Here is a 13,987-nt window from a genome sequence, read left to right as displayed (position 1 = left end):
GTGACGACGCCGTTGTGCGTTGCACCCGGATCTGCCGCCACCCCGGCGGTCTGGGCGCGAGCCGCAGTAGCGGGTACTGGGCACCCCGTATCCGCCTCCCCTGTCACGCATATGATGCAGTTGCAAAGTATATGCAACAAGGGGGTGTTGGTGCGCACGGCGGAGATCAAGCAGCGGTTCCTGGCCCACTTCGCGGCGAACGGGCACACGGTGGTCCCGTCGGCTCCGCTGCCGGCGATCTCGGATCCCAACCTCCTGTTCATCAACGCCGGGATGGTGCAGTTCGTCCCGTTCTTCCTCGGTCAGCGGCCTGCGCCCTACCCGACCGCAGCCTCAGTGCAGAAGTGCGTTCGGACGCCGGACATCGACGAGGTCGGCAAGACCAGCCGGCACGGCACGTTCTTCCAGATGAACGGCAACTTCTCGTTCGGCGACTACTTCAAGGCCGGTGCGGTCCGCCTCGCCTGGGAGCTGTCGACTAAGCCGGTCGAGGAGGGCGGCCTCGGCCTGGACCCGGAGCGAATCTGGGTGACCGTCTACCTGGACGACGACGAGGCGTACGACCTGTGGCTCACCACCGGAGTCCCGGTCGAGCGGATCGTGCGCCGAGGCAAGGCCGACAATTTCTGGTCGATGGGCATTCCCGGCCCGGCCGGCCCTTGCTCCGAGCTGTACTACGACCGGGGCCCCGCCTACGGGGCCGAGGGCGGCCCGGAGGCAGACGAGGACCGGTACCTGGAGTTCTGGAACCTCGTCTTCATGCAGTACGAGATTGCCGACGTCGTGTCGAAGGAGGACTTCCGGATCGTCGGTGAGCTGCCTGCCAAGAACATCGACACCGGGATGGGTTTGGAGCGGATCGCGTCGATCCTGCAGGGCGTCGACAACCTCTACGAGATCGACGAGGTCCGCCCGATCTTGTCCCGGGCAGCCGATCTGACCGGCAAGCGCTACGGCCTCCGGTCCGGGCATGCGGCCACCCAGTCCCATCCCGACGACGTACGCCTGCGGGTCATCGCCGATCACGTGCGGACCTCGCTGATGCTCATCGGCGACGGGGTGACCCCGTCCAACGAGGGCCGCGGGTACGTGCTGCGGCGGATCATGCGGCGCGCGATCCGCGCCATGCGGTTGCTCGGTTGGCAGGGCCGGGCCCTGCCGGAACTGCTGCCGGTCGCCCGTGACTGCATGTCCCCGTCGTATCCGGAACTCGCCGCCGGCTTCGACCGGATCGCCGCCGCCGCGTACGCCGAGGAGGACACTTTTCTCGGCACGTTGCGCGCCGGCACCACCATCCTCGTCTCGGCGATCGCCGAGACGAAGAAGGCCGTACATCCGGTGCTCTCCGGGGACAAGGCGTTCCAGCTGCACGACACGTACGGCTTCCCGATCGACCTCACTCTGGAGATCGCCGCCGAGCAAGGGCTGACCGTGGACGCCGACGGATTCCGGGCGCTGATGGCCGAGCAGCGCGCCCGGGCGAAGGCCGGTGCGACAGCCCGCAAAACCGGCCACGCCGACCTGTCCGCGTACCGGACAGTGCTCGACGCCCAGGGCCCGACAGACTGGGTCGCGTACGACACCCTCGACACCGAGTCGACGGTCGTCGCGATCTGGTCCGTCGCTACGCCCGCTGCCGCGGCCCAGGCAGGCGACATCGTCACCGTCGCGCTGGACCGCTCACCGTTCTACGCCGAGAGCGGCGGCCAGGACTCCGACACCGGCACGCTCACCGGACCTAACCTGCGGGCCGAGATCATTGACGTGCAGCGGCCGGTCAAAGGCCTGATCGCGCACACTGTCCGGATCTCCGATGGAGGCCTCGCCGTCGGCGACGTCGTGCACGCCGCGGTCGACCCGGAATGGCGCTTCAGCGCCCGTCAGGCGCACTCGGGCACCCACGTCGTGCACGCCGCGTTGCGCCAGGTGCTCGGGCCGACCGCGTTGCAGTCCGGCTCGTACAACCGGCCCGGATACCTGCGTCTGGATTTCGCCTGGCGTGGTGGCCTGTCCGACGCCGCCCGCAGCGAGGTCGAGGAGGTCGCGAACCTCGCGATCCGCCGTGACCTGCCCGTCGAGGTGCGGTACCTGCCGCTGGAACGCGCCCGCGCCGAGGGCGCCCTGGCGCTGTTCGGCGAAACCTACGACGAGACCGTCCGGGTCGTCGACATCGGCGGCGAATGGTCCCGGGAATTGTGCGGCGGGACGCACGTCGACCGCTCCGCGCAGATCGGCCCCCTGGCCGTGACCGGCGAAATCTCGGTCGGTGCCGGCCAACGCCGGATCGAAGCGGTCACCGGAATCGAGGCGTTCCGGTACCTGGCCCGCGAACGCGACCTCGTGCACCAGCTCGCCGCCCAGCTCAAAGCCCGGCCTGAGGAACTGCCCGACCGGGTGGCTGCCCTGCTGTCCCGGATGAAGCAGACCGAACGTGAGGCCAACGACCTGCGCGGTCGGCTGCCGGAACTCGATGCCGAGAGCTGTGCTGCCGGTGCTGTTGACCTCGGCGGCGTGGCCTACGTCGGGGTCACCGCCACCTGCGACGGCCGACGCCTCGCGGAGAAGGTCCGCGACCGGCTGGGCCGCCGTCCGGGCGTCGTCGGCGTCGTCACCGGACCAGGTGTCGTCGTGGCTGTCACCGGTACCGGCGTCGAACGTGGGCTCTCCGCTGCTGACCTGATCAAGCAGCTGCTCGCCGGCCGCGGTGGCGGCAATGCCGCGTTCGCCCAGGGCAAGGCCACCGGAGATCCAGCTGAGCTGCTGGCACGACTGCGCGACCTCACCGCAGCGGCATGACCCCACCCGGCAGACCTCCTCACCGCGTCGTCATGTCGGCCACACACGTCATCGCACAGTAGCCGGCCCGAACTCCACCGGTGCGTCGAAGGCGGCGCGGCGGGCGGCGCGGCGGAGCACGGCGAGTACCGCCGGTCCGGCGAGCAGGATCGCGATGCCGTTGGTCAGGGCACGGCCGGTGTCCCAGCCGAGGGTGGAGGTGGTGACGGTGAACAGAGCGAACCGGTGCAGGTTGTCCCCGACGGGGTCGCCGGGGACGAAGCTGAGCTGGGTGCCCTGTGCCAGGTAGGGCCAGAACCACATGTTCATCAGGAAGCCGTAGCCGTAGGCGGCCAGGATCCCGTACAGGGTGAGGACGGCGATCTCGGCCTTGCCGCGAGACCGGCGGGGGAGCAACCCGGCGCCGAGGCCGACCCAGGCAGCGGCGACCATCTGGAACGGCAGCCACGGACCGACGCCGGCGGTCAGCAGCGCCGAGGCGAACAGGCTGGTGCAGCCGAGCACGAATCCGAAACCGGGGCCGAACACCCGTCCGGCGAGGACGAGAAGAAAGAAGACTGTTTCGATGCCGGCGGTGCCGGCACCGAGCGGCCGGAGCGCGGCGTTGACCGCTGACAGTACGCCGAGCATCGCCAACGTCTTCGAGTCGATGCTGCCAGAGGTGAGCTCGCTGAGGACGATGGCGATGAGCAGCGGCAGGATCAGCACGAACATCAGCGGGGCGTCGTTGGTGTGCGCGATCGCCGTCGGGTCAGGGGCGGCGAACAGCGGCCAGAAGAACATGGCCAGACCCGCAGCCGACACGAGGCCGAGGACCACGGCACCGCGTGCCGGAATCCGCAGCAGTGCCCGGCGCGGTAGCGGCGGCACCGGTTCGCCGGCTGTTCCCGGGCTCATCTCGGTCCCTCAGCGAGCGTGGCGGCAACCTGGTCGACGGTCAGCCAGGGCTGCGGTGCGAGGATCTTGGCTACCTGCGGTGCGAAGGCGGGCGAGGCGGCGAGCACGTCGGTGGCGGATCCGTCGGCGACGATGTCGCCGTCGGCCATCACCAGGACGCGGTCGGCGACGGCGGCTACGAACTCGACGTCGTGGGTGGCGACGACGACGGTCCGTCCGTCGTCGGCGAGGCGGCGGATCATCGTCGCGAAGTGCCTCTTGCCGGGGTAGTCGAGGCCGCGGGTGGGTTCGTCCAGCAGGACGGTGGTGGGTGCGGCGGTCAGCTGTACGGCCAGGACGAGGGCCAGTTTCTGCCCCTCGGACAGATCCCGGGGATGCTGCTGGTCCCCGATGCCGGGTACGAGCCCGTCGAGCAGTGTCCTGCAGGTACCGGCGGGCGAGCCGGCCTCTCTGTCGGCCTGATCGCACTCTGCCGCGACGCTGTCGAGGTAGAGCAGGTCGCTGGCGGTCTGCGGGACGAGGCCGACGAGCGCGCGGGCCTGGTTCGCTGGCCGACTGCGGGGATCGAACCCGCCGACGTCGACGCGCCCGCCCTGCCGCGGCCCGGATCCCTGCAGTGCCCACAACAGCGAGGACTTGCCGGAACCGTTGCGTCCCATCAGCGCGGTCACGGTACCTGCCGTCAGGTCGACGTCAACGCCGCGTACCGCGATGACCGGACCGTAGCGGACGACGATCTGTCGGGCCTGTAGCAGGACCGGCCCGGCGGCGAGGGCGCGGGTCGGCGGCGGGTCGGCAGCGGCCAGCCGGGTACGCAGGTCGGCGGCGTGCCGGCGGGCATCGCGTACCGACAGCGGTAGCGGCTGCCAGCCGGCGAGGCGGCCCAGCTCGACGACGGGTGGGGCAACCTGCGCGGTGGCCAGGATCTCGCCCGGTGTCCCGGACTGCACAGTGCCGTCACCGGGCAGGTAGACGAGGTGGTCGGCGTACTGGACGACGCGCTCCAGCCGGTGCTCGGCCACGACGACGGTGACACCAAGGTCGTGGACGAGGCGGGTGATCGCCGCGAGCACCTCCTCGGCGGCCGTGGGGTCGAGGGAGGAGGTGGGCTCGTCGAGGACGAGAACCTTGGGGTGCGCGGTGAGCGCGGCACCGATCGCGACCCGTTGCTGCTGCCCGCCGGAGAGCGCACGTAGCGGGCGGCGGCGCAGTTCGGCGATGCCCAGCAGGTCGAGGGTTTCCTCCACCCGTTTGCGCATCACGGTGGCAGGGACGGCCAGCTGTTCCATCCCGTAGGCGAGCTCCTCCTCGACGGTGTCGGTGGTGAACCCGGCCAGTGGGTCCTGTCCGACGACGCCGACCAGATCGGCGAACTCACGGGGCGGATGGTCCTGGGTGCTGCGCCCGGCGACGGTGACCCGGCCACTGAGCCGACCCCCGGTGAAGTGCGGGACGAGTCCGTTGATCGCACGGAGCAGAGTGGACTTTCCGGATCCGGTACGGCCGGCTACCAGACACAGCTCGCCCTCGGCGATGGTCAGCGTCGCGTCGACCAGCGCGGGTGCCGCCGCCCTCGAGTAGGTGACGGTGACTGCGTCGAACTCGATCATCCGTGCACTGCCTCCTTCTGCTCACGCCCGCCCGGCACGTCGGTGTCAGCCGGCGCGGCGACTGCGTCGGTGTCAGCCGGTGGCGGCGGTGCCAGCCAGGCGGGCAGTGCGGCGATCAGGATCGCGGCGGCCGGTAGCGGCGCGATCTGCGGCCATTCCAGCGGGTTCAGCGACGGGTAGAGGTCGGCCGGGTCGACCCGGGTGGTCAGGTAGAGCCCGGCAGCCGTGACCAGTCCGCAGGCCGCGACCAGCAGTTCGGCGCCGCCGAACCGGTCCGGGCGGTAGGTGCTGCGCAGCACCCGACGACCACTGACCACCAGCCCTGCGGCGGCGACGCCGACCCCGGCGGCCAGCATCGGCAGTCCCAGATAACGGGGGGTGGAGGCGTCCATCAGCCCGTACATCCCGACGCAGACCCCGCACAGACCGCCGATCACCAGCGCACCGGTCAGCGCGTGCACCGAGCCGGGCTGGGGTCCGCGGCGGCCGTAACCGCGGGAGTCCATCGCGGCGGCGAGGGCCAGCGACCGGTCGAGGGCGTCGGCGAGCACCGGGATGACGATGCCACGCAGTGCGCGCATCCCACTGCGGCGTGCGCCGCGTAACCGTCGGGCCCGGCGTACCCGCAGCACGCTCTCCACCAGTTGCGGCGCGACGGACAGCGCCACCACGACGGCGGTCCCGACCTCGTAGAGCGCGCTGGGCACAGCCCGCAGCAGCCGTTTCGGGTTGGCCAGCGCGTTGGCCGCGCCGAGGCAGATCACCATCGCGGCCAGCCGCAGCCCGTCGTACCCGCCACCGAGGACCTGTTCCAGGGCGACTGGCCCGAGTAGCCGGATCCCGGCAGCCCACTCCGGCAACGGGATCTGCGGCAGGGTGAACAGGACATGGTCGCCCTGACCGCCGCCGAAGACGACCCGGAACAGGATCCGGGAGCACACGATGATCGCGCCGAGCCACAGGTAGAGCCGGAAACCGAGGGCCCACGGCGCGTCCGTGCGGCGGGCGGCGACCACGTAACCGGCCACTCCGATGATCAGCGCGAGCAGCAGCGGATTTGTGGTACGGGTGGCGGCGGTGGCCAGCCCGAGCGCCCAGAGCCACCAGGCGCCCGGGTGCACCGCCCGGGGCACCCGGGCGCGTGACGTCGGCATCTATCCGTTCCGGCGACGGCGGCGCGCGGTGACCACCGCGGCGACGGTGACCACGAGCAGCAGGCCGGCACCGAGCACTGTCATGACCGGCACCCCGGTGCGCTGGGCGGACGTCCGGTTGACGTCCCCGGTCCACGCCTCGGCCCGGGCAGCAGAGTCTCCACTGTCCACCGGCGCGGAAACCTCACCCGCAGGGCTGGTCGACGGTGCGGTCGAAACGTCAGGGGTGCCTGCGGTGGTCGGGTCCGGAGACGACGGAACTGACGTCGGTGCGTCTGCGGGCGAGGTGGCCGGTGGTTGACGGGTGGGTGCCCCGCCTGGCGGTGCTGGACCTGTAGGCGGTTGCGGGTCGGTCGGGGGTGTTGCCCTGGGCAGCTGCGGCGTCGCCGGCGGTGGGGTGGGCGGTGGCGGCGGCGGTGGCGCGGGACGTACCGGGGCGATGCGGGGCGGCGGGCTGGTCGACGCGGTCCGGTTCTTGGCGAACGACCAGCCCTCGAAACTGCCCAGCGGAGGCTTGCGCGCCAGCACGCCACGCTGGCTATATGTCCAGGGCCCGCCGTCGGAGGCGTGCCAGTAGGACCAGTACGCGCTCGCCGGGGGCGTGTCGATGCATGGTTCCTCGGCGGCGGTCGGTCTGCCTTCGATCCGGCAGATGAATGATTCGCCCCAGCGGGTGGTGCCGGTGATCGAAATGCCGGCGTTCTTCAGCGCCGCGTGGCCGGTGGCCTGGTCGCCGACGGCGCACCGGATGATCGTCGGCCCACCCAGTTCCTGAAAGTCGACGATGACGGTGACTCCGTTGCCGTCCGGGCAGTAGCCGGCCCGGCCGGCTGCTATGGCCGGGTCGACCGGCGCCAAGGCGGCACCGGCGGCGACAACCACGGCGGTGAGCAGTTGCGCCGCACGGATCGACCAGGCTGGGTGGCTCGCCGCGCTGTCCACTCCGGCTCCTGTGCCGGTCGTCATTGCGGTGTTTCCCGTCGTCGGCGGGCCACCAGGAGCAGGCCCACCCCGGCGATGATCGTCGCGCCGCCGAGTAGACCGTAGGCGGCGACCGGGGCACCGGTGGTGGGCAGGCGTCCACTCGGTGGTGGCGTCGTGGCCGGTGTGACGGACGGGATCGGGCTCGGGATCGGGGTCGGGCTGGAGGTGGCCGTCGAGGTGGGCGTCGGCGACGGTGTGCCCGGGCTGCTGGTGGGTGTCGGGGTGGGACTCGGCGTGGCGCTCGGGGTGGGCGTCGCGGCGGGGCTCGGTGTCGGCGTCAAGGTCGGGGTGGGTGCCGGGTCGCCGATCCCGATCCGACCCAGCGGCACCTGTGCCAAGCCGAGGACCGCCTGGGCGGTGGCCCGGCGCCACTGGTCCAGTTCGAACTCGCCGATTCCGTCGGTGACGGCTGTGGCGAGCGCGTCCGGGGTGTATGCGATCGCGCCGACGTGTGCCGAGGCCGCGCCGGCGTTGGCGGTGGTGATCTGTTGCGCGGCGACGAACCCGGCGGCCTGTCCGGCGGCGGTGTGCTCGCCAGCGGCGGCCAGTGCCTGCCCAGCCAGACCGGTGCTGTTGGTGTTGGGGTAGTCGGTGAAACCGGAGCCGTTGAAGGAGCCGTCAGCCGCCTGCGCTGACAGCAGCCACGACGTGGCGGCCGCCGCCGGCTCGGCGGTGCCGCTCGCTCCGGCGTCGGCGGCTGCCAGCAGAGCCTGCACCGCCATCGCCGTGGCGTCCACCTCCATGCTCTGCTCCGTGACCGGATCCGCCGAGCATGAGGTGCCGGCCGCGTTGGGATAGAGGCGGAAGCCGCCACCTGGGCACTGCTGCTTGACGAGAAAGTCGACCGCGGTCTGCGGTACGCCGCCGGAGCGGGCCAGCCCGATGACGGCCAGCGACTGACCGAACAGGTTCGACCCGGCGGTGGTGTCGAGGTTACGGTCGTAGAGCCAGCCCGCCTTGGTGCCCTGGTCGGCACCGTAGATCAGGTCCAGTGTGCGCTGACGCCAGTCGTGGCCGCCGAAATCGGTCGGGTCGACACCGGCTGCGACGGCGGCCAGGAGCACCTTCGCCGTCGATCCGCCGGTGACAAAATCGCCCATATCGGTACGGATGACGGCGTAGCCGTCGGCGTTGGCCGTGAGCGCCTCGACGATGGCGGCAACGGCGGCCTGTTCGGCACCGGTGGCCCGCAGCGCGAAGAGCGCGTCGATCGTCAGTCCCCAGTCACTGCCGACGAAGCCCGGCAGGCCGCCGTCGACCAGCTGACCGGAAATCCAGTGCGAGCCGGCCTGCGCCGCCGCGGGGGTGGCGGCCAACCGCAGCGCAGGAGACCCGGCGGGACGGTTGAGAACGACCCCGGCACTGGCGGCGACCACCGTGAGGGCGGCAAGCGCCGGCAGAATCCGGCTGATGAAGCCACGAACCATGGTGGAGACCTTTCGGAGCGGTGACCGAAACCGCATCCGCCGGTCGCACGCGACCATGGCCGATCCGGGCTCGATCCGTAGACCACGACGTGTTGAGCCGCTCACTCCACAGTCGGGCAATCCGGCTCGCGTACCGGTGCTGACGGGCACACCAGCGCGCATACGGCTGCGGGTCAGCGCCGGCCTCGCACCGGCTTCCCCCGCCTGGGAGCACATTCAGTTGTGACGAGCTGCTACCGAGTATGTCAGATCAGCAACCGCGGGCGTCCTCACCGGACGTCACGGATGGCGGCCGATCGGGTCGAATAGCGGATCTGCTCAGCGGTTGACAACCACTGTGCCGAGTATGGCCGCCGCAGCCACCGGCCTGATCAAGGCCGAAGCGTTGACGGCCGAGAGGAGTCGTGCCCACACTATCCGCAGCAGTTCTGTACCTGTGCGTCGATGGGGGAAGTCCGGTCGGAAGCCGGCGCTGGCCCGCAACGGTAGGCGGCGAACACGACGCCGCGAGCCCGAATACCCGTCGACGTACTGCTGCTGAGGATTTCCACCCGTCGTGGCCCACGGGTCGGAGCCACCCGGGTCGCCTGGGTCGCCTCGACGTATGGGCCGGAAAGGCGCCGCCCGATGGCCACCCACCGCCGTCACCGTCTCCGACTCGTCACCACCGGTGTACTCGCCGCTCTCGCGTTGACCGTGACCGCGGCCGCGCCGGCCGCAGCCACTCCACCGCAGACCCACAACCGCGTCGACGCCGCCGCTGGCTGGCTCGCCCGGCAGATGGTCGACGGAGAACGCTTCGAAGTCGTCTTCGGTGGCGTCGCCTACCCCGATCAGGGCCTCACCATCGACGCGATCTTCACTTTCGCCGCAGCCAAGGAAGCCGACAGCTACGCGACCAACGCGATCACCTGGCTCGCCGAACCAGCGGTGATCACCGGCTACATCGGCGACGGCACCGAGGCGTACGCCGGCGCCACCGCCAAGCTCGCGCTCGGCGTGCAGGTCCGTGGCCTCGACCCCACCTCGTTCGGTGGTGTCGATCTGCTGACCCGGCTCACCGGGCTGATGGCACCCTCCGGCCGGTTTTCCGACCAGTCCGTGTTCGGCGACTACAGCAACATGTTCAGCCAGTCGTTCGCCGTCATTGCCCTGGACCGGGCCGGCGGCGCACCAGCGCAGGCCATATCGTTCCTGGCCGCCAGCCAGTGTCCGGACGCCGGGTTCCCGCTCCAGTTGGCCCAGGCCACCTGCACCAGCGACGTCGACGCCACCGCGATGGCGATCCAGGCACTGATCGCGGCCGGCGAATGGCACAAGGCCCAGACGGCCGCGCAGTGGCTGATCTCCGTGCAGTCCACCGACGGCTCGTTCACCGCCGGCGGGGTCGCCAACGCCAACAGCACCGGCCTGGCCGCCCAGGCGCTGGTGGCGACCGGCCGGGTGCTGGCCTGGTGGCAGGCCCGTCAGTTCCTGCTGAGCCTGCAGGTCGGCTGCACCGGTGCCATTGCTGACCGGGGCGCGATTGCCTACACCACCACCGGATTCGACCCCGCCACCGCACCCCGCGCCACCGCGCAGGCCGTACCCGGCCTGGCCGCGGCCAGCCTGGTCACCCTGTCTGCCAACGGCTCCCGACCGGACGCGCCGACGCTGGCCTGCGCCCAGCCGTTCAGTCCCGCGTAGCTAGCCCACGGAGGAATGATGACAACACTGATCCGCCGTCGTGTGGCGGCACTCGCCGCGATCGTCGTGCTGGCAGCAGGACTGGTCGCGGTCGACCCACTGACCCGCCCGGCGCATGCTGCCGCCTGCACACCCGGCACCGGCGTCACCGTCGTCGTCGACTTCACCGCCTTCGGCCTCGGCGTGCAGACCAACTGCTACCTCGGCGACCCGCCCACCGGCCTCGCCGCCCTGCAGGGCACCGGCTTCACCCCCACCGGCACCCTGCGTTGGGGACTCGCCTTCATCTGCCGCATCGACGGCCTGCCTACGCCTGCGGCCGAACCCTGCGTCAACACACCACCAACCAGCGCCTACTGGTCATACTGGCATGCCACCCCGGGCGGCACCTGGACCTACAGCACCCTCGGCGCCAGCAGCTACAACCCGGCGATCGGCACGGTCGAGGGCTGGCGGTTCGGCTCCGGCCAGGCGCCCTCGATCACCCCACCCTGATCGCTCGGCGCGGCGACGACATGAATCGGCCCCTGAAGCTGTCGTTGATCGCCGCGCCGATCGGATGACGTGCGCCCGGCGTCGCGCTGTCGGCGCCTGGCACCGTGGTCGACTTCACGGCCGCAGCGGGCCACGCTCGACCGGCGGGCTTGTGGGAGGTGCTGGTGGTCCCCTCGACCGCCGTTCGGTGGCTGCTCACAGCCGCTCATCGTCGTTGGGACGTACTGTCTGTGGCGGTGCCTGGCCCACGTCGGTGGGTCGGGACACGGCGGCCGGTGGCGGATGTGGGTCGGCGACGCCGCCCATCTGGCGATGAGCGTGAGCATGATCGTCATGCTGTGGGGTCTAGACGCCGGTGACCTGTGGGGTCTGCAGGCAGCCGGGTTCGTCCTCGCCACACTGTGGTTCATACTCATGGCGTTACACAGTCATGAGGAGCCGGCCCGGGTGCGTTTCGGGCAGGTCAACCAGGGGGTCGCCATGGCGGCGATGGCCTGGATGTTCCTCGGCGTACATGTCTCACCTGGCCACGGCACCCACGGGACGGCGGCGCATGCGCACCACACCACGAGTGGAACCTCGACGGTAGTCACGATCCTCTTCGCCAGTTGTCTCGGGGTGTCGACCCTGTGGTGGATCTGGGTCAGCCGTCGTCCGGCCCCGCTTGGTGGCGGGCGACAGTCGACCCGATCCCCGAGCGTTGCCCCGGTCACCACCTGGCTTCTCGGCGATGCGGGGGAGGCGGCGTTCCATGCGCTGATGTCGGCCGCCATGAGTGCCGCGTTGCTCGCGGCGCTATGAGCGCACGGCACCGCCGATCGGCTGCCACCGGAACAGCCGCAGGCTGTTGCCGACGACGAGCAGACTCGAGCAGGCCATCGCCGCAGCGGCGGCCATCGGGCTTGATCACCCGCAGCGTCGCCCGGGACAGGCCGATCGCGTCGACCACGCCAAGCAGGTCGACATCGCCACGACGAATCCGCAGCAGCGTGATGTCGCTGGCCTCGATCGCCACATCCGTGCCGGACGCTACCGCCACCCCGAGGTCGGCCTCGGCCAGCGCCGCCGCGTCGTTGACACCGTCACCGACCATGGCGACGGTCCGGCCACTGGCCCGCAGTGCCTGAATGACCTGTTGTTTCTCTTCCGGCAGGACCTCGGCGATCACCTCGGGCCCCCCGAGGCGGTCGGCGACCGGCTTGGCCGCCTCAGCGGTGTCTCCGGTCAGCAGCACCGGGCGCAGCCCCAGCGCCCGCAGCCGGTCCAGAGCGGCTACGGCGGTCGGGCGAAGCCCGTCCGCGACGGTGATCATCCCCCGGTGGTGACGGTCCCACGCCACATGCACCACGGTGTGCCCGCCGGTCGGGACGGTGGCGACGTCCGGCACGCCGGCCTCGGCCAGCGTGGCGGCCCGGCCGACCAGCACCTGTGTACCGTCCACCACAGCGCGTGCGCCGAGGCCCGGCAGCGTGGCGAACTCGTCGGCGTCCGGCAGGTCCGGCTCGTCCTCGGCGGCGGCCTGCACGATCGCGTGGGCGATCGGATGCTCGGCGTACTGTTCGACGGCGGCCGCCCGGCGCAGCAGGTCCCGGCGGTCTACACCAGGCACCGGCAGCACGTCTACGACCCGCATCCGACCGGTGGTCAGCGTTCCGTCTTGTCGAGCACGACGGTGTCGATCCGACGGGCCGATTCGAGCGCGGCGGCGCCCCGGATCAGTACCCGATCTGCGCGCCCCGGCCGGTGCCGACCAGCAACGCGGTCGGGGTCGCCAGACCGAGCGCACACGGGCAGGCGACGATCAGCACGGTGACCGCGGCGCCGACGGCGGTGCCCGGGGCACCGGCGGCCCACCAGCCGGCCAGCGTGGCCACAGCGAGCACGACGACGAGCGGGACGAAGACCCCGGCGACGGCGTCGGCAAGCCGCTGGGCCTGGGCCTTGCCGTTCTGGGCCTCGGTGACGAGCCGGGTGATCTGCGCCAACCGGGTGTCCTCGCCGACCCGGGTCGCCCGGACCAGTAGGCGTCCACCGACGTTCACCGTCGCGCCGATCACCATCGCACCCGGTGCGACCTCAACCGGCGAGCTCTCCCCGGTCAACATGCTGACGTCGATCGCACTCGCGCCCGCCTCGACCACGCCGTCGGTGGCTACCTTTTCCCCCGGGCGGACGACGAAGCGGTCCCCGACCCGCAGTTGAGCCACCGGTATCCGACGCTCGGTACGACCGTCGAGGCCGATCACGGTGACATCCCGGGCGCTGAGCGTGGCCAGTGCCCGGATCGCGGTGCCGGCCCGGTGCCGTGCCCGTGCCTCCAGCCACCGACCGGCGAGCAGGAACGTCACCAGCGCGGCGCCGACCTCGAAGTAGACGTCGTGGCCGTGGCCGGGCCGCCATGACATCGCCATACGCATCGCCGGATCGCCAGCGCCGCCGCCGAGCAGTGCCCAGACACTCCACAGGTAGGACACGACCGCGCCGAGTGACACGAGTGTGTCCATGGTCGCGGCGCGGTGGCGCAGGCTGGCGATGGCGGCTCGGTGGAAGGGCCAACCGGCCCAGGCGACCACGGGAGTGGTGAGCGCGGCGACCACCCACTGCCAGTAGTCGAACTGTCATCCCGGTGCCATCGACAGCACCACCACCGGAACTGTCCCGGCTGTCGCGCCGACGAGCCGCCAACCGGCGGTAGCCGACGCTGCGGTCCCGTCGATCGGTTCGGGCTGACTCGGTGCCAGCGCGGAATAGCCAAGCGCCCGTACGGTCTCCGTCAGTTCGGTCACCGTGACTGCAGCCGAGTGTTCGATGTACGCCGTCTCAGTGGCGAAGTTGACGCTGGCGCGGACCCCGGTCAACCGGTTGAGTCGGCGTTCGATCCGACCGGCGCAGGCCGCGCAGGTCATCCCGGCGATCCGCAGGGTGACGCTGGGGGTGT

The 13,987-nt window shown here is 71.1% G+C and carries 9 protein-coding genes, 1 pseudogene and 2 riboswitches; of the genes and pseudogenes, 4 read left to right on the top strand and 6 right to left on the bottom strand.

What is annotated here, in order from left to right; translation table 11 throughout:
• The first annotated feature begins 150 nt into the window (after nucleotides 1-150).
• Nucleotides 151-2,796: an alanine--tRNA ligase gene (alaS, locus tag EDC02_RS11755; protein ID WP_123604717.1), complete on the top strand. Its 2,646-nt coding sequence runs from the start codon at nucleotides 151-153 to the stop codon at nucleotides 2,794-2,796.
• 48 nt (nucleotides 2,797-2,844) lie between these two features.
• Here the strand turns inward: alaS and EDC02_RS11750 are convergent, their stop codons facing one another.
• Genes EDC02_RS11750 through EDC02_RS11730 form a run of 5 tightly spaced genes read right to left on the bottom strand, consistent with a single transcriptional unit; the run spans nucleotide 2,845 to nucleotide 8,868 of the window.
• Nucleotides 2,845-3,693, bottom strand: a complete 849-nt coding sequence (locus EDC02_RS11750; protein ID WP_123601978.1) for an ECF transporter S component — start codon at nucleotides 3,691-3,693, stop codon at nucleotides 2,845-2,847.
• The gene (locus tag EDC02_RS11745) at nucleotides 3,690-5,303 is read right to left on the bottom strand and encodes an ABC transporter ATP-binding protein (RefSeq protein ID WP_123601977.1); all 1,614 of its coding nucleotides are present in this window, start codon (nucleotides 5,301-5,303) and stop codon (nucleotides 3,690-3,692) included. Before EDC02_RS11745 ends, EDC02_RS11750 begins: the two co-directional genes overlap by 4 nt.
• On the bottom strand, nucleotides 5,300-6,457 hold the full coding sequence (locus tag EDC02_RS11740) for an energy-coupling factor transporter transmembrane component T (RefSeq protein WP_123601976.1): 1,158 nt from the start codon (nucleotides 6,455-6,457) through the stop codon (nucleotides 5,300-5,302). The genes EDC02_RS11745 and EDC02_RS11740 overlap by 4 nt, the downstream gene beginning before the upstream one ends.
• Nucleotides 6,458-7,423, bottom strand: coding sequence for a hypothetical protein (locus tag EDC02_RS11735; protein ID WP_233605875.1), 966 nt, complete (start codon nucleotides 7,421-7,423; stop codon nucleotides 6,458-6,460). It lies immediately after the preceding gene.
• Nucleotides 7,420-8,868: an LPXTG cell wall anchor domain-containing protein gene (locus EDC02_RS11730; RefSeq protein WP_158632158.1), complete on the bottom strand. Its 1,449-nt coding sequence runs from the start codon at nucleotides 8,866-8,868 to the stop codon at nucleotides 7,420-7,422. The genes EDC02_RS11735 and EDC02_RS11730 overlap by 4 nt, the downstream gene beginning before the upstream one ends.
• Nucleotides 8,869-8,961: 93 nt before the next feature.
• Nucleotides 8,962-9,117: riboswitch (cobalamin riboswitch) on the bottom strand.
• Between the two features lie 176 nt (nucleotides 9,118-9,293).
• Nucleotides 9,294-9,411: riboswitch (cobalamin riboswitch) on the top strand.
• An 84-nt stretch (nucleotides 9,412-9,495) separates the two neighbouring features.
• On the opposite strand from EDC02_RS11730, the gene EDC02_RS11725 reads away from it, so the two are divergent.
• From EDC02_RS11725 to EDC02_RS11715, 3 genes are all read left to right on the top strand, one after another.
• Nucleotides 9,496-10,554: a prenyltransferase/squalene oxidase repeat-containing protein gene (locus EDC02_RS11725; protein ID WP_123601974.1), complete on the top strand. Its 1,059-nt coding sequence runs from the start codon at nucleotides 9,496-9,498 to the stop codon at nucleotides 10,552-10,554.
• An 18-nt stretch (nucleotides 10,555-10,572) separates the two neighbouring features.
• Nucleotides 10,573-11,049, top strand: a complete 477-nt coding sequence (locus EDC02_RS11720) for a hypothetical protein (protein WP_233605874.1) — start codon at nucleotides 10,573-10,575, stop codon at nucleotides 11,047-11,049.
• Between the two features lie 282 nt (nucleotides 11,050-11,331).
• A complete protein-coding gene (locus EDC02_RS11715; protein WP_123601972.1) occupies nucleotides 11,332-11,850 on the top strand; it encodes a DUF5134 domain-containing protein in 519 nt (172 codons plus the stop codon).
• On the opposite strand, the pseudogene EDC02_RS11710 reads toward EDC02_RS11715, so the two are convergent.
• Nucleotides 11,845-13,955 (bottom strand): annotated as a pseudogene (locus EDC02_RS11710) (heavy metal translocating P-type ATPase). The gene EDC02_RS11715 and the pseudogene EDC02_RS11710 sit on opposite strands and share 6 nt — an antisense overlap.
• Nucleotides 13,956-13,987 lie beyond the last annotated feature (32 nt).

It is taken from the genome of Micromonospora sp. Llam0 (assembly GCF_003751085.1).
Classification (GTDB): Bacteria; Actinomycetota; Actinomycetes; order Mycobacteriales; family Micromonosporaceae; genus Micromonospora_E.
This window is presented reverse-complemented; position numbering and strand designations above follow the sequence as displayed.